The 23,618-nt window shown below is 38.0% G+C and carries 28 protein-coding genes and 1 riboswitch; of the genes, 5 read left to right on the top strand and 23 right to left on the bottom strand.

Annotation, left to right across the window (positions count from 1 at the left end):
- Positions 1 to 458 precede the first annotated feature (458 nt).
- The 11 genes from BM098_RS13350 to BM098_RS09850 form a co-directional block, all read right to left on the bottom strand.
- A complete protein-coding gene (locus tag BM098_RS13350) occupies positions 459 to 734 on the bottom strand; it encodes a hypothetical protein (RefSeq protein WP_143423399.1) in 276 nt (91 codons plus the stop codon).
- A gap of 12 nt (positions 735 to 746) precedes the next feature.
- Positions 747 to 1,028, bottom strand: a complete 282-nt coding sequence (locus BM098_RS09905; protein ID WP_143423398.1) for a hypothetical protein — start codon at positions 1,026 to 1,028, stop codon at positions 747 to 749.
- A 626-nt stretch (positions 1,029 to 1,654) separates the two neighbouring features.
- Positions 1,655 to 3,052 (bottom strand): Fe-S cluster assembly protein SufB, encoded by a 1,398-nt coding sequence (sufB, locus tag BM098_RS09890; RefSeq protein WP_089832885.1) that lies wholly within the window; start codon positions 3,050 to 3,052, stop codon positions 1,655 to 1,657.
- A 29-nt stretch (positions 3,053 to 3,081) separates the two neighbouring features.
- On the bottom strand, positions 3,082 to 3,522 hold the full coding sequence (gene sufU / locus BM098_RS09885; protein ID WP_089832883.1) for a Fe-S cluster assembly sulfur transfer protein SufU: 441 nt from the start codon (positions 3,520 to 3,522) through the stop codon (positions 3,082 to 3,084).
- Positions 3,512 to 4,732: a cysteine desulfurase gene (locus tag BM098_RS09880; protein WP_089832881.1), complete on the bottom strand. Its 1,221-nt coding sequence runs from the start codon at positions 4,730 to 4,732 to the stop codon at positions 3,512 to 3,514. The genes sufU and BM098_RS09880 overlap by 11 nt, the downstream gene beginning before the upstream one ends.
- 1 nt (position 4,733) lies before the next feature.
- A complete protein-coding gene (gene sufD, locus BM098_RS09875) occupies positions 4,734 to 6,035 on the bottom strand; it encodes a Fe-S cluster assembly protein SufD (protein WP_089832880.1) in 1,302 nt (433 codons plus the stop codon).
- Between the two features lie 22 nt (positions 6,036 to 6,057).
- Positions 6,058 to 6,837 (bottom strand): Fe-S cluster assembly ATPase SufC, encoded by a 780-nt coding sequence (sufC, locus tag BM098_RS09870; RefSeq protein WP_089832878.1) that lies wholly within the window; start codon positions 6,835 to 6,837, stop codon positions 6,058 to 6,060.
- Positions 6,838 to 7,190: 353 nt separating this feature from the next.
- The gene (locus tag BM098_RS09865) at positions 7,191 to 7,382 is read right to left on the bottom strand and encodes a YuzK family famiily protein (protein WP_089832876.1); all 192 of its coding nucleotides are present in this window, start codon (positions 7,380 to 7,382) and stop codon (positions 7,191 to 7,193) included.
- Positions 7,383 to 7,586: 204 nt separating this feature from the next.
- Positions 7,587 to 8,399: a MetQ/NlpA family ABC transporter substrate-binding protein gene (locus BM098_RS09860; RefSeq protein WP_089832873.1), complete on the bottom strand. Its 813-nt coding sequence runs from the start codon at positions 8,397 to 8,399 to the stop codon at positions 7,587 to 7,589.
- A gap of 41 nt (positions 8,400 to 8,440) precedes the next feature.
- The gene (locus BM098_RS09855; RefSeq protein ID WP_089832871.1) at positions 8,441 to 9,106 is read right to left on the bottom strand and encodes a methionine ABC transporter permease; all 666 of its coding nucleotides are present in this window, start codon (positions 9,104 to 9,106) and stop codon (positions 8,441 to 8,443) included.
- On the bottom strand, positions 9,099 to 10,124 hold the full coding sequence (locus BM098_RS09850) for a methionine ABC transporter ATP-binding protein (RefSeq protein WP_089832869.1): 1,026 nt from the start codon (positions 10,122 to 10,124) through the stop codon (positions 9,099 to 9,101). Before BM098_RS09850 ends, BM098_RS09855 begins: the two co-directional genes overlap by 8 nt.
- A gap of 198 nt (positions 10,125 to 10,322) precedes the next feature.
- Positions 10,323 to 10,437, bottom strand: a riboswitch (SAM riboswitch).
- Between the two features lie 135 nt (positions 10,438 to 10,572).
- On the opposite strand from BM098_RS09850, the gene BM098_RS09845 reads away from it, so the two are divergent.
- Entirely contained in the window at positions 10,573 to 10,989 is a 417-nt protein-coding gene (locus BM098_RS09845; RefSeq protein WP_089832867.1) for a peroxiredoxin family protein, read from the top strand.
- A gap of 49 nt (positions 10,990 to 11,038) precedes the next feature.
- On the opposite strand, the gene gcvH is transcribed toward BM098_RS09845, so the two are convergent.
- A complete protein-coding gene (gcvH, locus tag BM098_RS09840; RefSeq protein ID WP_089832865.1) occupies positions 11,039 to 11,479 on the bottom strand; it encodes a glycine cleavage system protein GcvH in 441 nt (146 codons plus the stop codon).
- A gap of 42 nt (positions 11,480 to 11,521) precedes the next feature.
- Complete coding sequence (locus BM098_RS09835) at positions 11,522 to 11,878, bottom strand: arsenate reductase family protein (protein ID WP_089832863.1); 357 nt, start codon at positions 11,876 to 11,878, stop codon at positions 11,522 to 11,524.
- 242 nt (positions 11,879 to 12,120) lie between these two features.
- On the opposite strand from BM098_RS09835, the gene BM098_RS09830 reads away from it, so the two are divergent.
- Genes BM098_RS09830 through BM098_RS09820 form a run of 3 tightly spaced genes read left to right on the top strand, consistent with a single transcriptional unit; the run spans position 12,121 to position 14,156 of the window.
- Positions 12,121 to 12,876, top strand: a complete 756-nt coding sequence (locus BM098_RS09830) for a metal ABC transporter ATP-binding protein (protein WP_089832861.1) — start codon at positions 12,121 to 12,123, stop codon at positions 12,874 to 12,876.
- Positions 12,877 to 12,891: 15 nt separating this feature from the next.
- Complete coding sequence (locus tag BM098_RS09825; protein WP_089832860.1) at positions 12,892 to 13,746, top strand: metal ABC transporter permease; 855 nt, start codon at positions 12,892 to 12,894, stop codon at positions 13,744 to 13,746.
- Positions 13,743 to 14,156 (top strand): Fur family transcriptional regulator, encoded by a 414-nt coding sequence (locus BM098_RS09820; protein WP_089832858.1) that lies wholly within the window; start codon positions 13,743 to 13,745, stop codon positions 14,154 to 14,156. The genes BM098_RS09825 and BM098_RS09820 overlap by 4 nt, the downstream gene beginning before the upstream one ends.
- 49 nt (positions 14,157 to 14,205) lie before the next feature.
- On the opposite strand, the gene BM098_RS09815 is transcribed toward BM098_RS09820, so the two are convergent.
- Positions 14,206 to 14,625 (bottom strand): universal stress protein, encoded by a 420-nt coding sequence (locus BM098_RS09815; protein WP_089832856.1) that lies wholly within the window; start codon positions 14,623 to 14,625, stop codon positions 14,206 to 14,208.
- A 135-nt stretch (positions 14,626 to 14,760) separates the two neighbouring features.
- Entirely contained in the window at positions 14,761 to 15,738 is a 978-nt protein-coding gene (locus BM098_RS09810) for a Gfo/Idh/MocA family protein (protein WP_159430161.1), read from the bottom strand.
- A 288-nt stretch (positions 15,739 to 16,026) separates the two neighbouring features.
- On the opposite strand from BM098_RS09810, the gene BM098_RS09805 reads away from it, so the two are divergent.
- Positions 16,027 to 16,332, top strand: coding sequence for a HesB/YadR/YfhF family protein (locus BM098_RS09805; protein WP_089832852.1), 306 nt, complete (start codon positions 16,027 to 16,029; stop codon positions 16,330 to 16,332).
- Between the two features lie 85 nt (positions 16,333 to 16,417).
- Here the strand turns inward: BM098_RS09805 and BM098_RS09800 are convergent, their stop codons facing one another.
- The 8 genes from BM098_RS09800 to BM098_RS09765 form a co-directional block, all read right to left on the bottom strand.
- Positions 16,418 to 16,774 carry a response regulator gene (locus tag BM098_RS09800; protein ID WP_089832850.1) on the bottom strand — a complete coding sequence of 119 codons (357 nt, stop codon included), beginning with the start codon at positions 16,772 to 16,774 and terminating at the stop codon, positions 16,418 to 16,420.
- Between the two features lie 46 nt (positions 16,775 to 16,820).
- The gene (locus BM098_RS09795; protein ID WP_089832848.1) at positions 16,821 to 17,282 is read right to left on the bottom strand and encodes a chemotaxis protein CheW; all 462 of its coding nucleotides are present in this window, start codon (positions 17,280 to 17,282) and stop codon (positions 16,821 to 16,823) included.
- Positions 17,283 to 17,371: 89 nt separating this feature from the next.
- Positions 17,372 to 17,836 carry a chemotaxis protein CheX gene (locus BM098_RS09790; RefSeq protein WP_089832846.1) on the bottom strand — a complete coding sequence of 155 codons (465 nt, stop codon included), beginning with the start codon at positions 17,834 to 17,836 and terminating at the stop codon, positions 17,372 to 17,374.
- 242 nt (positions 17,837 to 18,078) lie between these two features.
- On the bottom strand, positions 18,079 to 19,389 hold the full coding sequence (locus tag BM098_RS09785; RefSeq protein ID WP_089832844.1) for a Na+/H+ antiporter NhaC family protein: 1,311 nt from the start codon (positions 19,387 to 19,389) through the stop codon (positions 18,079 to 18,081).
- Between the two features lie 236 nt (positions 19,390 to 19,625).
- On the bottom strand, positions 19,626 to 20,609 hold the full coding sequence (locus BM098_RS09780; RefSeq protein WP_089832843.1) for a siderophore ABC transporter substrate-binding protein: 984 nt from the start codon (positions 20,607 to 20,609) through the stop codon (positions 19,626 to 19,628).
- A 101-nt stretch (positions 20,610 to 20,710) separates the two neighbouring features.
- Positions 20,711 to 21,469, bottom strand: coding sequence for an iron ABC transporter ATP-binding protein (locus BM098_RS09775; RefSeq protein WP_089832840.1), 759 nt, complete (start codon positions 21,467 to 21,469; stop codon positions 20,711 to 20,713).
- Positions 21,463 to 22,410 carry an iron chelate uptake ABC transporter family permease subunit gene (locus tag BM098_RS09770; RefSeq protein ID WP_089832838.1) on the bottom strand — a complete coding sequence of 316 codons (948 nt, stop codon included), beginning with the start codon at positions 22,408 to 22,410 and terminating at the stop codon, positions 21,463 to 21,465. Before BM098_RS09770 ends, BM098_RS09775 begins: the two co-directional genes overlap by 7 nt.
- Positions 22,400 to 23,353, bottom strand: coding sequence for an ABC transporter permease (locus BM098_RS09765; protein ID WP_089832836.1), 954 nt, complete (start codon positions 23,351 to 23,353; stop codon positions 22,400 to 22,402). The genes BM098_RS09770 and BM098_RS09765 overlap by 11 nt, the downstream gene beginning before the upstream one ends.
- Between the last annotated feature and the right edge of the window lie 265 nt (positions 23,354 to 23,618).

Raw genomic sequence — 23,618 nt, 5'->3', positions numbered from 1 at the left:
TGTTGTTTGGTAACTCTATTCTACAAAAAGAGGCTTCCTTTTTCCATGCTCAAAAACGAGTCAAAGGTCGTTTACACAAAATATTGTACACTATCAGTTTAGTATATTTTCAATGAGTAAAGATAACTAATTCTAGAATACCTGAATCCGTGTGTCACCGTGATGAAAAATCTGATGAATCTAGTCTAAATGCTTGATATAATAGTGTTAGGAAGGTTATTTTCTTCAAATATTATTTCACCAGGTAGGTGCCGTCGTGGAATTTATTCTTGAAGCTTCAGATGAGACATTATCAACCCATTCAGGATTAGGTTTAATTGGCCTACTCTTATCAAAAACAATTGTTTATGAACATCTTTCATATATTCATTTGCCCATTATAAAAACACTGCCGTTTATCTCAAATGGTGATATTATTCACTCTTATCTAGGTTTACTATGTCAGAGTAAAAATGATTTTAACCATAAGGAAAAACAACGTCAGAGAGACGAATGACACACTGATTGATAGCCCTAAAGATAAGAGTGTGGGTATCCGGGTGATAATGAAAGACAAAGTTACCTGATTTAGCATCTTTCCATCCCGAAATGGTCATCTTACCGTAACGCGCCCCGGCCCAATCTTTCTGCCAACGCTCAAGATGAGCGTGATAAGACTTTTGTGTTAACCGACCGCGGGCGAGTTTTTTACTACCGAAACACACACCGATCACTTTGGTTGTCAATTGAATCAATTGTTTTTCGTATCAATCTTTCTTAAAATTCAACTGGCCCAAGCGAGACTTTAGGTGTTTGATTTGAACATCAAGATGTTGATGTTCAAAATTATAGGCGCAGTAAAATAAGCGTGTGTGATACTTATATCTCACAACAAAAAAGGCCCCTTTTTGTTGTTCACGTGACGTTTTATTGAACATCGGTGTTCCTTTGACAAAAGAGGCTTTTATTTTTTGAAGGGTCGTCAAGCGCGCCTTCGTCGCTTTTATTTTTCTTTTAAAGGCGTTGATTTGTTCTTTTTTATTACGCATGTACACGTTCTTCAACTCTTTTTGTGCGGTTAGAAGCGCCCGTCCTTCTTAAACAGCGCTGTTCGCATAATAATCATTTAATCCGTAACGTTGCTTTTACCTTTTATGGATGGAAATGGAATTTTTCACTTTCGAGTCCCTAAGCTCACGGACCTCCGCTTGATACCGAAAATGTTTGGCTTGATTAAACACCCGGAGGGTGTGATCCATGGACATCACAAAATCAGGGGCGATTTTATGCTTATATAAGCGATTTGAAAAAATAGCCTTCATTCCCATGATACCCACCCTCTCTTTGTTTTGTGATGGTCATTGTTAACGCTTTAATTATACCGTGTGGGATATATGTTTGCCACTTAAAAAATATTCAAAACCAGCAATTCATCACCCACCTGGTGCTAACGCACTTGAGGAAGGTGTCTTCTCACCCTAAAACGATAAAAAATACGTATCTGAGAGACTCAGCCATAAATCGGCACATGTCACTGCAGATACGTATTTACACATTAATGAGAAACTCGAAAAAGAATCTCTCGATTTGTATTCAAATTACATTAATTCATGATTTAGTGGGTAAAAAGGGGCAAGCCTCAATTACACCTCACCAAAACGTTTATATAACAACGTTAACCAATACTTCCTTCCATTTCAAAGGAAATTAATCGGTTCATTTCAACTGCATATTCCATTGGTAGTTCTTTTGTGAATGGCTCGATAAAGCCCATGACAATCATTTCGGTTGCTTCTTGTTCTGAAATACCACGACTCATCAAGTAGAAGAGTTGTTCTTCAGACACTTTTGACACTTTTGCTTCGTGCTCAAGCGAAATGTTGTCATTTAAGATTTCATTATATGGAATCGTATCAGACGTTGATTTGTTATCCATAATTAACGTATCGCATTCAATATTTGACCGTGCCCCGTCAGCCTTACGACCGAAGTGAACAATCCCGCGGTAAGAGACTTTACCACCATGTTTCGAGATTGATTTAGATACAATCGTTGACGATGTATTTGGCGCCAGGTGAATCATTTTTGCACCTGCATCTTGAAGTTGTCCTTTACCCGCAATAGCAATGGACAGCGTCATACCACGCGCACCTTCTCCTTTTAGAAGAACGGCAGGGTATTTCATCGTTAACTTCGATCCAATGTTACCATCAACCCATTCCATCGTCGCATTGGCATCACATGTCGCTCGTTTAGTAACAAGGTTGTAGACATTATTAGCCCAGTTTTGAATTGTTGTGTAACGACAATAAGCATCTTTTTTAACATAGATTTCAACAACCGCACTGTGAAGTGAGTTTGTCGTAAACACTGGTGCTGTACATCCTTCTACGTAATGAACCGATGCACCCTCATCAACGATAATGAGTGTCCGTTCAAATTGCCCCATATTTTCTGAGTTAATTCGGAAGTAAGCTTGTAGTGGCGTATCTGTTTTTACACCTTTTGGTACATAGATAAACGAACCACCTGACCATACTGCTGAGTTTAAAGCTGAAAACTTATTGTCGGTATAAGGAATCACTTTACCAAAGTATTCTTTAAATAAATCTTCATTTTCTTTCAGTGCTGTATCTGTATCTTTAAAGACAATCCCCATTTTTTGAAGATCTTCTTTTAAGTTGTGATATACCACTTCAGATTCATACTGTGCAGATACACCGGCAAGGTATTTTTGTTCCGCTTCTGGAATACCTAACTTATCAAATGTACGCTTGATTTCTTCAGGCACCTCATCCCATGAACGTTCAGAACGTTCAGATGGTTTGACGTAATAGGTAATCTCATCAAAATCAAGTTCTGATAAATCGCCACCCCACTGTGGCATTGGTGTTTTATAGAAATGTTCGAGCGCTTTTAGACGGTATGATAACATCCATTCAGGCTCATCTTTTATTTTAGATATTTCACGCACAACTTTTTCTGTAAGGCCGCGTTCTGTACGGAAAATCGAGACATCCTTATCATGAAATCCGTATTTATATTCGCCTACTTCTGGTGCATTTTTAGACATATTAGCCCCTCCTTTGTTACATCATAGTATTAAGCTTCGTCCTCTTGATCAATCGCTTTCTCCATCGCTTTCCACGCCAGCGTCGCACATTTAATACGCGCTGGGAACTTTTGAACACCTTGAAGCGCCTCAATATCTCCTAGTTCTAACCCGTCACTGTCAGTTTCTTTTCCTAACATCATGTCAGAAAAATATTGCGACAGCTTTAAAGCTTCTTCGACAGATTTCCCTTTAACGACCTGTGTCATCATTGAAGCAGATGCAAGTGAAATAGAACAACCTTCGCCTTCAAACTTAGCATCTGTCACTGTACCATCTTCAATAATAAAGTGTAATTGAATCCGGTCACCACAGGTTGGATTATTCATTTCGAGGGTCAATCCATTATCTAGTGTTCCTTTATTTCGTGGGTTTTTATAATGATCCATAATGACTTGACGATAGAGTGTATCTAGATTATTAAAAGACATCTCCGAAAAACTCCTTCGCTTGTTTAAGTCCGTCAATAAAAAGATCAACATCTTCAAACGTATTATATACATAAAAACTTGCTCTGGCTGTTGCCGTCACGTTAAGCCACTTCATCAGTGGTTGACAACAATGATGTCCTGCTCTTACAGCGACACCGAATGAATCTAAAACGGTTGCCGTATCATGCGGGTGAACGTCGGTTAAATTAAAGGTAATTAAACCACAACGTTCCTCTGGCCCGTAAATATCAACTCCGTCTAATTGCTTTAATTTTGACATGGCGTAGTTGGTTAAAGCTTTCTCATGAGCAGCAATCTTATCAAAACCAATCGTCTGTAAATAATCGATCGCTTTCGCTAATCCAACCGCTCCAGCAATAATCGGCGTACCACCTTCAAACTTCCACGGCAGTTCTTTAAATGTCGCACTCGTTAAACTAACAAAGTCAATCATTTCACCGCCAAATTCAACAGGTGCCATCTGATTTAACAAGGCTGCTTTACCATACAACACACCGATCCCTGTTGGTGCGCCCAGCTTATGTCCACTAAAAGCATAAAAGTCGCAATCAAGTTCCTCTACATCAACCGCCATATGCGGGACCGCCTGTGCACCGTCCACTAACACAACGGCTCCTAAATCATGAGCGTAGCTTGTAATGTCTTTAATCGGATTAATCGTCCCTAATACATTCGACACGTGCGTGATGGCTACCAGTTTCGTTTTTTCTGTGATAGTTTCTTTAACAGACGTCATGGTTATTGTCCCGTCTACTTCAAGTGGAATAAATTTAAGGGTTGCGCCCGTCCTTTTAGCCACTTGTTGCCACGGAATCAGATTACTGTGGTGCTCCATTTCAGTTAAAACAATCTCGTCACCAGCTGTAATAAAGGCATCACCATAACTTCTTGCAACAATATTAATACTACTTGTTGTACCACGAGTGAAAATGATCTCTTTTGAATCTTTCGCATGAATAAATTGCGTGACCGTCTCACGTGCTCCTTCATAAGCATCCGTTGCCCGTTGACCAAGCGTGTGCACACCGCGGTGAACATTTGCATTATCATATTTATAATAATCACTAACTGCATCAATAACCACTTGTGGTTTTTGCGCCGTTGCAGCTGAATCCAAATAAACAAGCGAATGGTCATTAATTTGTTGATTTAAAAGCGGGAAATCACTTTTGACATCTAAGAGCGTCATGTTAGTATACTTTCCCTTCGATAACGTCTGTTAGTTGCTTACGCACTGCTTCAATTGGAATTTCATTTACAACCGGTGCTAAGAAACCATGAATAATAAGCCGTTCCGCTTCTTGCTTAGAAATCCCACGGCTCATAAGATAATAAAGTTGAACCGGATCAACACGTCCAACAGACGCCGCATGCCCAGCTGTTACATCATCTTCGTCAATGAGTAAGATTGGGTTCGCGTCTCCTCTAGCATGCTTACTTAACATTAACACACGTGATTCTTGTTCTGCGTTTGCTTTCGTTCCACCGTGTTCAATCTTACCGATACCGTGGAAGATACCTGTCGCTTTTTCTTTCATGACACCGTGCTGGAGGATAATACCGTCAGTATGTTTACCGTGGTTCACAATGTGAGCCGTAAAGTTTTGTGTTTGATCACCACGCCCAACTGATACGGCTTTTGCATAACAAACGGATTGATCACCCAGTAGGTGCGTCACGTTTTCTGAAATGGTATCGCCATCATTCATTTGGCCCAGTGCCCACTCAATTTTCGCATCACGATCAGCTAAGCCACGACGGTTAATATAAGACGTTGTGCCGTGCGCAAAGTGGTCAACAGAACCGTATGAGACTTTTGCATTCGCTTTTGCAAATACTTCACTCACTACGTTCATGACTGTTTTTGCTTCTGTTTCAGACGCTAAGTAATTTTCAACGTATGTGACTTCACTATTTTCTTCGGCCACAAGTATGACGTGGTTAAATAGCGCTTGCGCTGGGTTATCTTGCCAAAAGATTGTTTGGATGGGCTCTTCAACCACCACATTTTTTGGTACATAGATAAATGCCCCTCCATTAACGAGTGCTCCGTGAAGCGCCGTTAACTTATGTTCATTTACGCTTACCGCATCTGTCATAAAGTATTGTTTCACTAGATCCGCATGTTCTTTGATCGCTGTTCTTAGGTCAGTGACAATCACACCTTGTTTCGTTAAAGCTTCACTCAAGTGGACATACTCACGAACATTATCACGTAAGATTAATAGATTTTGTTCTTTTTCAATGTCAATAAACTTTTTAATCCCTTCAGGTAAATCATTAAGGGCGATTTGTTTAGCCGATTGGTTGTTGGTTACATGTTCAAATGTATCAAAATCCCAACGGGTAATTTTTGTTTTATCTGGTTTTGGCATATCAATCGCTTCAGCGGTTTCAAAAGCTTTTAAGCGAAAGTCCGTCATCCAGGTTGGTTCTTGTTGTTGTGTCGAGTAACTTTCTATATAGTCCCGCGTAAATACATCGTTAGACATCGAATTCCTCCTCCCTTACAAATTATTCGCCGACAGTTTCGTCTTCGATTCCAAGTTCATCTTTAATCCATTCATAACCTTCACTCTCTAAACGTTCGACAAGTTCTGGTCCACCAGATTTCACAACGCGCCCTTGCATCATGACGTGTACGTAATCAGGTGTAACATAATTGAGTAACCGTTGGTAGTGCGTAATAATTAAACAGCCAAAGTTCTCGTTACGTAATTTATTAATACCTTTTGAAACGACTTTAAGTGCATCAATATCTAGACCAGAATCAATCTCATCTAAAATACCAATCGCAGGTTTTAATAACATGAGTTGGAGGATTTCATTACGTTTTTTCTCTCCACCTGAGAATCCTTCATTAAGATAACGTTGTGACATGTTTTTATCCATTTCTAGATAGTCCATGGCACCATCCATTTCTTTAATAAACTTCATTAATGGAATTTCATCACCCTCTTCGCGATGAGCATTAATAGAAGAGCGTAAGAAATCTGATGTTGTTACGCCACTGATTTCACTTGGGTACTGCATTGCTAAAAATAGACCCGCTTGTGCGCGTTCGTCTACTTCCATCTCTAAAACATCTTCACCGTCCATTAAAATCTGTCCCTTTGTTACTTCGTATTTCGGATGACCCATAATAGCAGAGGCAAGTGTTGATTTACCCGTACCATTTGGTCCCATAATCGCATGGAACTCGCCACCTTTTATCGTTAAATTAACACCTTTTAAAATCTCTTTACCATCAATCTCCACATGAAGATCTTTAATTTCTAATGTCGAACCACTCATATCTATACCTCCTAAGTAATTTACTTACGTGTTATTCTGATACTGAGACTCATTTTCATTCTCAGTTTATACTCATTACAATCTTAAACTATTTCAAAAATTATGGCAAGATTTTAAGACCAAAAACATCACTTTTCAAACAAATACGTTTGTAAAGTCGAAATTAGCGTCTCATGTTAGTTAAACTTTGCCACATCTTTCAGTTATTTTCCTCACAGTAACAAGAAAAATCAAAAAACGAGCCACCAAAATCTTTTGATCTCATTTAGTTTTTTGGTAATATAAAGAAAAACCTCCGCATTATTCATTCAAATAGCGCGGAGGTTTTTCTCATTTACTCATGTTAATTGAGTTTACATATCTCGGTGAATATCTTGTTGAAGTTCAGCAATCAATTTCATACTTTGCTCATGACTTTTTTCTCGTTCTCGCTCGACTTTCATGCGCTTCTCGACATTCATTTCATATTCTGTGAAATTTACGCCGTGACTCTGATGCATGGCTTTTTCCATTTCTGGTGTGTAGTTTAAATTGAGCTTTTCCATCTCGTTTTAAAAGTCCCCTTAATGATTAATTTATTTATTACTTGATTCAATTATCATTATAGCACGCTGGCCTTACTATGAAAAACACACTATAGCTTGATTTGACCTCATTTCACCGAGTAATAACCACTCTATTCAACATATCTCAGCACACATGAAAATACAGACGAATTCTTCTGTTTTCGTCTGTATTTCATTGTTCAGTTATTCACCAGCAACAGGAACAACTTCGCCTTGATACTTTTCAGTAATGAAATTAGTAATTTCTTCTGAATGCAAGATTTCGACTAGCTTTTGAAGATTCTCATTATCTTCATCTTCTGCACGTCCGGCGATGATATTCACATACAGTGAGTCAGCACCTTCAACGAATAAAGCATCATCTACAGGTGATAGTCCTGCTTCAATCGCATAGTTACCATTAATCGCCACAAGCGTATTTGCTTCATTCTCATACGCTTCAATTAAGAACTCTGGGTTCACTGATGGTGAGAAGGTTAAGTTTAATGGGTTATCAACAATATCATCGATTGTCACCGCTGATTTATCGACATCATCAGCTAAGGTAATAAATCCATTTGCTTCAAATAAAGCAAGGATCCGTCCATGGTCAGGGACGCTACGGCTAATAATCACTTCTGTTCCTTCTGCAATATCATCAACAGAGGCAATATCTTTCGAAAAGACACCCAGTGGCTCAATGTGAATACTACCTAGATTGACTAATTCATAGTCATGGTCTTTCATTGATAATTCGAAGAACGGAATGTGTTGGAAGTAGTTAGCATCCAATTCTCCGCGTGATAAATCTTCGTTTGGTAAGGCATAATCTGTATACGTTTCAATCGTTAACTCAATACCTTCTTCTTCTAATAATGGACGGGCTTCTTCTAAGATTTCTGCGTGAGGAACAGAAGTTGCTCCAACTTTAATTTCATTCTCTGCTGACTCTTCTCCGCAAGCAGCTAAAAATCCGAGTGATAAGACAAGTAAAAACAAGGTTACAATTTTTTTCATCATTAAATCCCCTTTTCTTTTTTGTTATATGAATAGGCGCATTAGCGCTTATCGATTTTCTTCGTAATAACATCACCAATAAATTGAAAGATAAACACAATGAACACAATCAAGAGTGTACAGACATAAACGATATCCATATCTCGCCGAGTAAAGCCGTAGAAGTAAGCATAATCGCCAAGACCACCAGCACCAATCGAACCTGCGACGGCAGTATAACCGATTAAAGCAATTGCCGTTACTGTTAGTCCTGAAACGAGCGCCGGCATCGATTCTTTTAATAAGACTTTAAAAATAATTGTTGACGTTTTTGCTCCCATTGCTTTTGCCGCTTCAATGACACCATGATCTACTTCTCTAAGCGCAATCTCAACGAGCCGGCCATAAAACGGTGCTGAACCTAAAATAAGGGCGGGTAGTGCCGCGGTTGGTCCTCGGAATGTCCCAAATAGTAATACTGTAAGTGGTAATATTAAAAAGATTAAAATAATAAATGGAATCGCTCTAAATATGTTCACGAAACCTGCGGTAATCAAATAAACAATTTTATTCTCCCAAAGGTTGCCCGGTGCTGATAAATAAATCAGTAACCCTAATACGGTACCCAAAACCAATGTGCCGACTAAGGCTACAAGCGTCATATAAAGTGTTTCACCGGTTGCCAATAATAAATCCATCCAATCAATGTTCGGGAAAAGATTAGCCATGAGCGATCACCTCCACATCGACTGACGTTGATCGAATAAATTGCATCGCTTGTTCCACTGCTGATAAGTCCCCTGTCATTTGTAGATAAAGTGAACCGTAAGCTCCTTCTTGTGTCTGTTTTATATTTCCTTGAATAATATTAATATCAACATCATAGTGCTTAGCCACTTCTGAAATAATCGCTTGATTCGCCGTTTCTTTCACAAAGGTTAACTTTAACACATGACCATCTGAAATATGTTCAATCAGTAGATCATCGGTGAGTTCGTCATTTGGTTTGCCCATGACTTGTTCAACAAACTTTTTTGTCACCGGTTTTTTAGGGTGCGTGAAAACTTCAAGAACATTGCCTTGTTCGACTATACGTCCAGCTTCCATGACCGCCACGTTATGACAAATCTTTTGAATGACGTGCATTTCATGAGTAATGAGGATAATGGTTAAGCCTAATTTTTCATTAATATCAACAAGCAGGGCTAAAATTGAATCCGTTGTCTCTGGGTCAAGGGCGGAAGTTGCCTCATCACAGAGCAACACTTTCGGCTTATTTGCGAGTGCTCGGGCAATCCCTACCCGTTGCTTTTGTCCTCCGCTGAGTTGTGAGGGGTAATTCTTTTCCTTACCTGTTAACCCAACGAGGTCAATTAGTTCTTGGACACGCACTTTAATGTTAGCTTTTGATGTCCCAGCAATTTCTAATGGGAAGGCAATGTTTTCTTCAACAGTACGTGACCACAGCAAGTTAAAGTGCTGAAAAATCATTCCGATTTCTTGACGCTTCACCCGCAAATCGTGTCTAGCAAGGCCAGTAATGTTTTGCCCTTCAATTTCTACGGTCCCACTTGTCGGTTCTTCTAAACGATTGATTAAACGGATAAAGGTACTTTTACCCGCCCCACTATAGCCAATCACACCAAATATCTCACCTTTTTCAATCGATAAACTTAAATCATCTACAGCTTTAAGTTCATGTTCATTCGTTTTAAAAATCTTTGATAACTGATCAATTACGATCATATGACTTCCCCCTAATGTCTAAATATTCGTTCTTTTTAACACGGCACTCTCGCTTTTCTCTTTAACCGAATGTGTGATCATCGTCTAAAGCCCTATATTTCTAATCTATCACTTGTAATCAATATAAAAGCGCCCCTTTATTCTCCTTTAATAAGAGAACAAAAAGACGCTGGCATCATATGCTTACGTTTAAGCGTTCTCTTATCATCCAAAGCTCTCGCTTTGCAGGAATTGGCACCTTTTTAAATACAGTTTAGTATTTAACGGTTGCCGGGCTTCGTCGGGCCAGTCCCTCCACCTCTCTTTATAAGAGTCTTAAATATTTGATTGGTTAATGGTGATAATAGCACGTTAAAAATATACTGTCAATAAGTTTTCACAATATTTCGTCCATGTTATACTAATATTCATGAAAACAGGCGTCTATTCGAAAGGATGATTGATATATATGACAGTTGCACCAGATTTTACACTCCCTTTTATTGATCAAGATGACTCCCTCACGTTAAGTGATTTACGCGGAAAAATGGTCTTACTCACTTTTTGGGCTTCTTGGTGTCCCGATTGCAGCCAAGACATGCCAATGAAAGAACGCTTATATCAAACCGTTGATCAAGACAAATTGATGATGTTGACGATTAATGTCGCAGGTAGAGAAAGACAGCACGAAGATGCCGTTCGCTATAAAATGAACTTTATTAAACAACCAACCCTTGTTGACAATGGCCGTGAGACTTACCTCAATTACAACGCTTTAGGTGTGCCAACAACTGTGTTAATTGATCAAGACGGCAACATCGTCAAACAATGGGGAGAAAACTTAAACTTTCTTAGTTTAATGGAAGCTATTAGCCCTTATCTGTAAGAAAAAACACGCGAGTCCACATTATTATGGGGACTCGCGTGTTTTTTCATTATTTAGTTAAATCAATATCATTGATATGTGACAAATTTAAAGCAACATGATCTTCACTAATACCACGTAAAAAATCATTATAGGCATCACTTGTCATCAGTGCTTTCACATCGTCTATATCATCTGGCTTAATCACAATCAACCAGCCCTTATCATAGGGAGATAAGTTAATGAGTTCTGGTTTATCTTCTAACACGTCATTGACTTTTACAATCTCCCCGTTGATCGGTGCATAGAGTTCTGATACTGTTTTAACAGATTCAACGTTACCAAACGTTTCATTTGCTTTCACTGTTTCACCCGCTTCGCTAATTTCTGCGAATACGACATCTCCTAACTCATCTTGTGCATAATCCGTCACACCAACACGTACTAAATCATCTTCTATATTAAGCCATACATGTTCATCCGTGTAATAATAATCTTTTGGCAGCGCCATGTTATCGTCCCCTTTTCAAATAGTTATTTTACCTTTGTTGCTTCATTTCCATGTCTGTTCAAATTGCTCTTCCTTAAAACCTACCGTTACATGTTTATCATCAAATGTAAGCGGGCGTTTCATTAACATCCCGTCACTAACAAGTATATCTACTTTCTCTTCAGTGGTCATCTCAGGTAGCTTTTCTTTTAAATTCAATTCACGATACTTTTGACCACTCGTGTTAAAGAATTTTTTAATATCCAGTCCACTACGCTCAATCAGTTCCATCATTAATACTTTAGACGGTGTATCTTCAACGATATGATGTTCATCATAATTCACATCGTTCGTTTCTAACCATTTCTTCGCTTTTCTACACGTTCCACACTTTGGGTAACAATAAAAATCAATAGCCAATACTATCCCTACCTTTCTCTTTTCTCTCCTTATTCAGTATAAAGTCTCTTACTTCATTTTTCCACTTTTTCGCTTGTTCAACTTGCACATCTTTTGACAAAGCTTCTATTATTGTGATTAACTAAGTATAAAACGTAATAATTCTTATTTACATTCATGTCTTCATCCGTTACACTATCAAAAGACAAAATTATAAAAATTGCGTGCATGAATAAATGATCCAAAAAAGGAGCAAACGAGCTATGACAGAGACAATTGTTGAATTAAAAAACATTCGTTACGCCTACGAAGATAAAATCGCATTAAAAGATGTTAATCTATCGATCCCACGAGGAGCCTTTTTAGGTCTGGTAGGACCAAATGGTGGCGGTAAAACAACATTAATAAAATTACTACTTGGTGTCTTAACCCCACAGCAAGGTTCGATTGAGCTATTTGGGACCTCAGTAGGAAAATTTAAAAATTGGAGCAAGATTGGCTTTGTCTCACAAAAGGCAAATACATTCAATCGCGGGTTCCCGGCAACAGTTAAAGAGGTTGTCGCAACGGGATTGACCGCACAAATTGGCTATTTGAAATTCTTTAGTAAAAAGCATCGGGATAAAGTCAAAGAAGCGATTGAGCTAGTGGGTATGTCAGAGTATATCAATCAAAATATTGGTGACCTTTCAGGCGGACAACAACAGCGTATTTTCATCGCTCGTGCCCTCGTAAGTGAACCTGAGTTTCTTATTCTCGATGAACCTACAGTAGGAATTGACACAGAAAATGTGCAAAAGTTTTATGAGTTGTTAGGTAAACTTAATCATGAAAAAAAAATCACTCTCCTTCTTGTTTCGCATGATATTGGCACGATGACGAGTCATGCGAATGGGGTGGCTTGTCTCAATAAAGAAATCCACTTTCACGGAGACACAGAAGCCTTTCATAATTTATCAGAACAACGGATTTCATCATTTTATGGTCATGATTTAAATATTGTGACCCACAATCATTAAGGACGGTGAGTAACATTGTTAAGTCAATTTTTCGAATTTGAATTTTTACGTACGACACTATATACAGGTCTTATCATCGGTTTAATTGCTCCATTACTCGGTACTTTTGTCGTTGTCAGACGTTTGAGTTTGATTGCTGATGGTTTAAGCCACGTCACCTTAGCTGGAATTGCCTTTGGTTTATTTATGGATAAAAAATACGGTTTAGCTGTCTTAACCCCATTTACATCAGGAACCATCTTTTCGATTTTTGGCGCTATTCTAATAGAACGCCTTAGAACGGTATACAAAGCTTATCAAGATTTGGCTATTCCAATTATTTTATCAGGTGGGGTTGGTTTAAGTGTGATTTTCATTGCGCTCGCCGACGGTTTAAACAATGACTTATATTCTTATTTATTCGGATCTGTTTCTGCCGTATCTAAACAAGATTTTAATACTATTTGGGTCATCGCACTGATTGTTTTATCACTTGTCGCTCTCTTTTATAAAGAATTATTTATGTTGTCTTTTGATGAAGAACATGCGAAAGTATCAGGGATTCATTCAAAAAGTATTCACTTGTTGTTTATTTTACTGACGGCTCTTGTTATTTCAGCTTCGATTCGTATTGTTGGGGTGCTACTCGTGTCTGCTCTTATGACACTCCCTGTCGCAAGTAGCATTCGCATTGCTAAAGGATTTAAGCAAACGATTATTTATTCAATTCTATTTGGTGAGGCCAGTGTTATCTTAGGTATTGTCTCTGGTTATTACTTAGAGATCCCACCCGGCGGAACGATTGTGATGGTCCTCATTTCATTCCTTATTATTACAACAACTGTACAGAAGTTGTGGTTAAAATCTCAACGAAAGAAGGCGATTGTATGAATTTAAACGAAGCATTAGATCAGTTAAAGAACGCCGGTTATAAGTATACGAATAAACGCGCCATGATTTTAGAGTTTTTTGCCAATGAAGGACGTTATCGTACGGCGAAAGAATTGCTCTCTTTTATGGAACCACATTACGACGGGATCAGTTTTGATACCATTTACCGCAACCTTCACTTGTTTCATGAATTAGGAATTCTAGAATCAACTGAGTTAGATGGCGAAAAACATTATCAAATTCGTTGCGCAAATCATCACCACCACCATTTTATCTGTCGTAAATGTGGGGCAACTAAACGACTTCAAGTTTGTCCAATGGATTTCATCGATGACGACTTAAATGGCTACATGATTGAAGGTCATAAATTCGAAGTATATGGTTTATGTCCAGCTTGTCAAGTCGCCTGAAATTAACAAACCCCCTAGTCATTTTTAAATGACTAGGGGGTTTTAGCTATTATTTAACAATAAGTACCGGACAATCGGTGCGCTTAGCCACTTTATGGCTGACGCTGCCAAGAACCATCTCTTGTAAGCTATTTAAGCCACGACTCCCAATAATGACAAGATCATGACGTTCATCGTTGGCATGTTTAACGATAGTTGGGCCTGGATCACCATGTAAAATTTTGATACTGTAATCAACTTCTGCTTCTGTTAATTTTCGTTCGGATATTTCTAATTTTTCACGTCGACTACGATCTAAATCACTTGCATTCCAGTGATATGTTGCATCAGCTTTCGCCGCAGTTCCGTCGACGACGTAAAGAATGGTTACTTTGGCATCAGGTTGACATTTAGCTAACTCAACTGCTTTCTCACAAGCACGGATTGAATATTCTGAGCCGTCTGAAGCTAACAGGATTTTTTTAAACATGCATGACCACTCCCTAATAGATAAAATAAACTATAGTATATTCTTTCCTTTAATACATATAAGTAAACCTCTTTTACAAAAAGTTTTGATATTGACAATTACTTATACATTTGTTGGGCACTGTTGTATCATAAATCAATCATTCAAACAAATAGAATTATTCTCTTCGACAGACACACGTGCTGCTTCCGTCAAACGTTGTGTATTATAAGCATCTTGATACGTGGAAAGAATCTGTTTATCACTACCGGACTGAATGGCTCGAACAAAGATAGCATCTTCTTGTTGATAGGGATCTTGTTGATCTACGATAACTTGATCTGTTGTTGCCGTTTTTATCGTTAGCGCTTCAGGCGTCCAGTTAATTACAGCTGAATCGGTATATATTGTAAACCCTACGTCAGCTAACTCTTCTGGTAAAACACACGTATTGACAATATTTGCGATAACACCAGATGTAAACCGGATATTAACGGTACCGACATCTGCCACTGTCACATTTTCTTTCCGCCGATTCATCACCCGTTGGGCTTCATAAGCTTGGACTTCTTCACACTCGCCTAAAAGGTAACGTAGAACATCGGCAATATGTGTCGCTTGTTCATTTAATTGTCCCCCTGATAATGCTTGATTACGCCACCAGCTCACCTCAGGCATTGTCCCCATCCATCTCCCTGTCACCATACCTACGGTATGGTCTTTTAATAGACGTTTAAGGTGCTGAATCGATTCTAAGTACCGAAAATGATAACCGACAGCCGTGACTACGGGTACTTTTCCAAGTGCTTCAACAACTTTTTTTGGCACTGCCGTTGTTATGCCTAGCGGCTTTTCGGTAAAGAATGGAATCCCTCGTTCCACTAATGCAAGCTCCATCTCACCATGCGCCATTGGTGGCACACACAAATAGACACCATCTAACGTTTCATTGTTTAACATCTCGTAAAAATCGCAATACCCCCTCATGCCGTTATACTGTTTTGCAAATTGCTTCGCTTTTTCTTCACTCGTAGCGCAAACAGCAACCACTCTCACGTGATTCATCCCCGTCAAAATATCAGCATGTTTTTTACTAAAACCACCTGTACCTACCATCCCAATCTTTATTGTCATCGTTACCATCACCCTTATTATTTGACTTAGTTAATTAATTTAATTTTATTTTAACGTTCTTTTTAATCGGTCGCAACTTATTCAAGAAATTAAACAGTGCTAACGCAATTGCGGAAGCTGTCTTCTCGCTCTGAGATGAGAATCTGAATGACTCACTTAACAAGCACGTCTTTTCTATTAATGACAAACCTAGAAAGCAACATCTCATACAAAATGATAGGAACATGTTACAATTAATAGTGGTAGTAATTACAATGACGTATTCATTAAAGATTAGGGGTGCAAAGGATGAAATTAGAAGTAACAGACAAAGCGATACAATGGTTTAAAGAAGAAGTATTAGTTGAAGAAGGTAGCGCAGTTCGTTTTTACGTAAAGATTTACGGTTCAAGTCCAATTCGTGAAGGCTATGCCTTAGCTTTTGAGGTGCATGATGAAGCGATTGATGGACCAGTGGGTGAAAAGGTCGAAAAAAGCGGCCTTACTTTTTACATTAAAGAAGATGATCTTTGGTTCTTTGAAGGTCATAATTTAGTCGTAGATTACGATCAGAAGATGGAAGAAGTCGCTTATCGCTATCCAGAAATTAAGTGATGTTCACATATTTTAATCAAAAAAACTTAATATTAAGCTAAAAAAGGTCACAGATAAGAAAACTTATCTGTGACCTTTTATTTCATTAAAATATTTTCTCTAATGCTTGTTTAATACGATCTTGGTCAAATGGCTTAACAATAAAGTCTTTCGCACCTGCTTGGATCGCTTCAAGCACCATTTGTTGTTGTCCCATCGCTGAGCACATGACAATTGTGGCACCCGGGTCATTGGCTTTAATATTTTTAACAGCCTCTACCCCGTTCATCTCGGGCATAGTAATGTCCATTGTCACTAAATCTGGTTTCAACTCATTGTACATATTAATTGCCACTTGACCATTCTCGGCCTCGCCAACAACTTCATGTCCTAGTGATTGAAAAATATTTTTCAGCTGCATACGCATAAATGCAGCATCATCGGTAACTAAAATACGTGCCATAATTTAATACTCTCCTCTAACTCTTTTATTTCTCGTTTAAACGTATTTACTGTACTTCTGCAACTTCTTTAACTTCGTTCAATTCTTGGTGATTCAAGATATAAGCTAAATCAACTAAGAGCAACAAACGATCCTCTAACTTTGCAACCCCATTTAAGAACTTCGCGTTAACACCACGAATAGATGTTGGTGCTGGTTCGATAATTTCTTCATCGATATCCAAAACATCTGATGCTTCATCCACAATAAAGCCAACCGATACGCCATCAACAAGCGCAACAAGCATGCGAGAATGTTCTGTCTTATTAGTCTTATCCATATCCATACGGCGCTTTAAGTCAATGACAGGAATCACTTCACCTCGTAGTTTTGTAATGCCTTCAATAAAATCTGAGACTTGCGGTAATTTTGTTATATCAAGCAACTTCTCAATGGACACAATTTGTTGAATACTTGCGCCATATTCTTGTTCATTTAAGCGGAAAACGATATATTTTTCTGTGCTCATCTATCTCTTCTCCTTCAATACGTATTTAGACATTCATACAAGTTTAAGGATACATTAAGTAAATCCCTTTATGCAACTATTAGTTCAGATTAATTGTTTAAGAGTAAATAAATAGATAAGCTCTGATTCTCTGGGTAAGTTACTTCTACAAGTAATGCTCGTTTAAAACCTGACAACGTCGCATCCCCTTTTAAAATCGTTGGGTGGGTAATATCCGTTGTAAGTCCTTGTTCTGATAAATGCATCGATAAACTGCCCGCAATCATATTACCTAATTCCCCCGCAAATGAGTCCAACATTTCACCTTCGACAGGCATACCAAACATTTTCTCACCAACACTACTGAAAAAAGCATCGGTTGATTGTAAAACCAGTTCACCCTTTACACTACCTGTGTAACCAATCATAACGCCAAATTGAACTTTAAGTGGTGGCTCGATGATTTTCGGTGCACCAACTTCCGGGTCAATGGGGATAATCTTCTTTACAGAAACAATCGATCCATTATATACTTCTTTAATTATTTCATTCATATTTTTTTCTCCCGCTGCCATAATACTTCCCCCCAAAAATCTCAAATCCTTTACAAACTTCTAATGTTAATATCGGCCTAATGACCCAAACAATGAAGCCATTCACCTAAAAAAATCTGTTTTTTATTAATCTATGACTTTAGACTTATGAATGTTTCCCCTCTCATAAGCACTAAATCTAGAAATCAAAAAGCACAACAAAGAACAAAAGCTCACTCCTTGTTGTGCTTGTCGTCTTTTTGTTTAAGAAGTCTTATCACTCTCTATAAAATCAATGCCCCGATCAATCCAAAGATAATGAGTGGAATGTTGTAGTGCATAAACGTTGGTACACAGGTATCCCAAATGTGATCATGTTTTCCGTCAGCATTTAAACCAGATGTTGGCCCCAAGGTTGTATCGCTGACAGGTGAACCAGCATCCCCTAACGCACCTGCTGTCCCAATTAAGACAGCAATCGCCATGGATGATAAGCCCATTTGCAGACCAAATGGTACATAGAGTACAGCTAAAATTGGAATCGTCGCAAACGATGAGCCAATCCCAATCGTAATAACAAGGCCAACAAGCAGTAAAATGAGAATGAGAATAACTTTAGAAAGACTAAAGAACTGTTCGGTTTGCGTAATCAAAGCATCGACCGCACCAACTTCTTTTAATAGGTGACTAAAACCACCAGCAACAATCATCACAAATCCAATCGTTGCCATCATTTTAATCCCCTCCGTCATCACACGGTCAAGTTCACGGTAAGGCACAACACCAAAAACAAACATGGCTAAGATTCCGGTAAGGGCACCGATAATAAGTTCACCAGAAAAAATTTGGATAATAAGCGCTAACGCAATACTTGCCAAGGTGAATGTATGCTTAATCGTAAAACGACTGTCTTGTTCATTTGGAGAATAGAAGGCGGGTTCATAACCTTTGACAGTTAATTCACGTGGTTTTCTATATGTAATGAAAATTGACACAAGAAGACCGACAATCATCCCTAAACCAGGTATAAGCATTGCCAATGAGACCTCACCTAGCGTAATAGCCTGGCCGCTTAGTTTCATATTTTCTTGAATAACCTGTTGGAAAATAAGACCGAATCCGACAGGAACCATAATATATGGCGCTTCTAATCCGAAAGTTAATGCACTTGCAACGGCTCGTCGGTCAAGCTGCATGCGATCAAATAAGGCTAATAACGGTGGAATAAGTAATGGGATAAAAGCAATATGAATCGGTACCACATTTTGTGATAACGATGAAATAAAAGCAATGGAAAGTAGTAACACTCCGCGTTTATTAGATAAATGACGCGTCAATATATTGACCAGACTCATCGTAATGCCGCTATAATTAATCGCGACCGCAAAACCCCCTAATAAAATATAGCTTAAAGCCGTTTTGGCTTGGTCCCCACCCATTCCTTCAATAAATAAACTTAGCGCATCAATAAATGATAAACCGGCTACCAAACCTGCGATAATACCCGAAAGTATTAAAGCAAGTAAGACATGTACGCGCAGTAAACTAAAAGTAACTAAACTTAATACAGCAATTAATACAACCCATTCTAACATGGTTTCTTCCTCCTCGCTTTTCTTTCACTCTAATACTCTACCATAGTAAAGTATTAGAGCGTTTGGTGCAAGAGAAATTTACTTATTTGTACCAAAAATGATACGGCTGTATGTAATCAGTGCCGCGATAATTATAAAAAAACGCCAAATACAAACAAGCTGTTTGCCATAGCTAATGCTACGATAAACAGCTTGTAAAAGAGTATGTCATATAAAATAGTGGCTACTTAAGACGTCTATTCAAAACTTTGCTTAATTTCTTCAATCATTTGTGTCACTGAGGTAATACCACCACTTGATAGGTACCAGTAATCTGGTGTTAAATAAGTAATGTTTCCTTCTGTTGCAGCTGTTGTAACATTGACTAAATCATTATCCAGCGTCGTTTCCGCCGTATAATCGCCTCCTGTTACTGCATTACGGTCTAAAACATACAGAAGATCTGGATTTTTCTCGGCAATGTATTCAAAGCTGATACTTTGTCCGTGAGTAACAGATTCAATTGTCTCATCAACCGCTGTAACACCTAGCACATCATGAATAAGACCAAAACGTGAGCCTGGACCATAAGCGGTAACCGAGCCATCACTTGTTAAAATAATCAAACCTGACTTATCTTCTGATGCCATGTCTTTAACAGCCGCTGCTTCTTCCTTAACTTTTTCAACTACTTCAGCTGCTTCTGTTTGTTTAGAGAAAATTTCTCCCATTAATGTTACATTCTGTTCAAATGAACCTAAGTAGTCCGCATTATCCATCGTCACATACACCGTTGGTGCAAGTTCTGATAAATCATCATATGCTTCTTGAGTACGACCTGAAATAATAATGAGGTCTGGATCTAAATTCGCTAGTGCTTCAAAGTCCGGCTCAAATAATGTTCCGGCATTAGTATAATCATCTGTTGCATAAGCGTCTAAGTAATCAGGTACATTTGCGAGTGGTAAGGCAGCGACTTCTATACCTAAATTGTCTAATGTATCTAGTGTACCAAAATCAAAAACAGCAACTGTTTCCGGATTAACAGGTACAGTTGTTTCACCTAGTTCGTGTGCCACCGTTATTTCAGTAGGTGCATCCGTATCCTCATTTGTTTCATTATCTTGCTGTTCCTCGTTTTTCGAATCAGTGTTTGATGATTCATCTGTTGCATTTTCTTGACAAGCGACAAGTACAAGACTTGCGATTAACGCAAACATTAATAACATGAGTTTCTTCATAATAATATCTATCCCTTCTTTTTTGTTTTTTGTTTTTAGTTGATTTTTCCTTATCACTTATTTCTGGGCCCAGCAATAGAAGAAAATCAGAGTCAAAACCATTAAGAAAAATATAAACAAATGCGACATTGATCAATATCTTGAATCTTGATATCCATGTCATACACTTCTTTTAAGACACCATTTCGAATAATTTCTTCGGTTGGTCCTTTTTTAATAACTTTGCCATCACGCAAAGCAACGATATAATCAGAGTAAACCGAGGCAAAGTTCACATCGTGTAATACAATCACAATTGTCTTCCCTAATTCATCCGCTAAACGCCTTAGTACTTTCATGATTTGGACGGAATGTTTCATATCTAAATTATTGAGTGGTTCATCAAGTAAAATATACTCGGTATCTTGGGCAATCACCATCGCAATATAGGCTCGTTGCTTTTGACCGCCACTTAGTTGATCTAAAAATTTATTTTCCATCGTTTCAAGTTCCATATAATGAATCGAACTATCTATCATCTTCTTATCAATATCTGTCAATCGTCCTTGGGAATAAGGGAAACGACCAAAACTGACAAGTTGTCTAACCGTGAGTCTAACATTGATGTCATTTGCTTGTTTTAAAATCGAGAGTTTTTTCGCCAAATCCTTATTATTTGTCATTGACACTTCTTCTCCGTCGATTAATACTTCCCCTTCATCTTTGGCGATGAGTCGACTTACAATTGAAAGTAATGTACTCTTTCCAGCGCCATTCGGACCAATAAATGAAGTGATTTTTCCTTTTGGGATCGTCATAGACACATGGTCTACAACGGCTGTATCACCGTAAAGTTTTGTTACATCGTTAATTTTCACCATGTTCTATTCTCCTTTAAAATAAGATATAAGAAATATACACCACCGACTAAGTTAATCACGACACTTAGTGTTGTTGAAAAATTAAACATGCGATCAATAATGAACTGGCCGCCGACAAGTGCAATGATACTGACAAAAACAGTAGCTAAAATCAATACACTATGCTTATACGTCTTAAACATTTCATACGTAACATTGACAACAAGAATACCAAGGAACATGATCGGTCCAACCAGCGCTGTTGCAACAGCCATCAAGATTGCAACAATCACCATCAATTGTTGCACCACCCGGTTATAATCAACCCCTAAGTTAACTGCATGACTTTTTCCAAGTGATAAAACGTCCAAATATCTTGTGAACTTCAATAAATAGAGCAGCGTGATCAGAATTATACCAATAGCAATATATAGAAGATCAGTTTGAACATTATTAAAACTAGCAAACATACGATTTTGAACAATTAGAAATTCATTTGGATCAATCAAGACTTGCATAAAAGTGGATAAGCTTTGAAAGAAGGTTCCAAAAATAAGTCCAATTAATAAGAGAAAATAAATATTATTCCCGCGTTTAAATAGTAATTTAAACAAAATTAAGGCAAATACAATCATCAAGCCGATTGATAGAAAGAAATTAATTGTTTGATTGGTTGCTGATAGGTTCGTTGAGCCGTAAAAGAAAATAATGAAGGTTTGAATTAACTGATATAAGGCATCTAACCCAATTAAACTTGGGGTTAAAATTCGGTTATTCGTAATCGTTTGAAAAATAATGGTTGCAATCGCAATAACGGCACCAGTAACAGCAATTGCAACAATCCGCGTAAACCGCCGTTCTAGAATGTATTGCCAATTACCTGTTAACCCAATAAATAAGAATAAACCAATCGCCACCACACTACCGATGGCTAACAATGTCATTTTCGTTTTATGACTCATAGGCTGACCTCCTCATAATAAGATAGAGGAAGATGAAACTTCCAACGACGCCCACAATGACACCAATCGCCACTTCATAAGGGAAAATAATGACTCGACCAATAATATCACTGGCGAGGAGAAAAACTGCACCTAAGAGCGCCGTAAACGGTAAACTATTCTTTAAATGATCCCCACGGTAAATCGAGACGATATTCGGAATAATTAAACCGAGAAATGGAATCGTGCCGGCTGTTAAAATGACAACCGATGTGATCAATGCGACAATAATTAAACCTGTATTTACGACAAGGTTATAATGAAGCCCTAAGTTCTTCGCAAAGTCTTCTCCCATTCCAGCAATCGTAAAACGGTGGGCGAATATGTAACTGAGAACCACAAGTGGTACACTAATATAAAGTAATTCATAGCGCCCTTCTAAAATAAGCGCAAAATTTCCTTGTAACCAGCTTGACATATTTTGGATAAGGTCATTTTGATAAGCAATAAAGGTCGTAATAGAACCAACAATATTACCAAACATAAGCCCTACAAGTGGAATGAAAATTGGGTCTTTAAACTTGACTTTATCTAAGATTTTCATAAAAATAAGCGTACCAGAAATTGAAAAAATAAAAGCAACAAACATGCGCTCTAATGGCGTCGCTTGATGAAAGAACATCATTGCCACTAGTATACCTAAGCGTGCAGAGTCCATCGTACCTGCTGTTGTCGGTGAAACGAACTTATTCCGACTCAGTTGTTGCATAATGAGACCAGAGACACTTAAACCAATACCCGCAAGAACAATGCTAATAAGCCTTGGGATCCGGCTGACTAAAATAATTTGTTGTTGTTGAGTCGTCAAATTAAAGATATCTGTAAAAGATAACGGAACAACACCGATAAAGATTGATAGAATAGATAATATGATTAAGACGGGAATGAGCACTTTATATTTCACAGTAAAAATCCTTTTCTCAGTACTCGATAATGAGAGTCATTATCAATTAGTTGTTCTTATTTTATCATTTATTGACCGAGTGTCAATAGTTAAACTTAAAATAGTTAAAAGTTTAAAAAGGAAGCAAAAAAAGTTCAAGTGATATTTAATCGCTTGAACTTTTTTAACACAAGTAGGTCACAATTACATACAGATAATCATGTGTGTCACAAAAAAATCACAACTAACACCCATTTAAGGAGGATATCTTAGTCTTTCTCGCTTT

The sequence above is a fragment of the Halolactibacillus halophilus genome, assembly GCF_900115605.1.
Lineage (GTDB): Bacteria > Bacillota > Bacilli > Bacillales > Amphibacillaceae > Halolactibacillus > Halolactibacillus halophilus.
The sequence above is the reverse complement of the archived record's forward strand: the minus strand, read 5'-3'. Positions and strand labels throughout refer to the sequence as shown.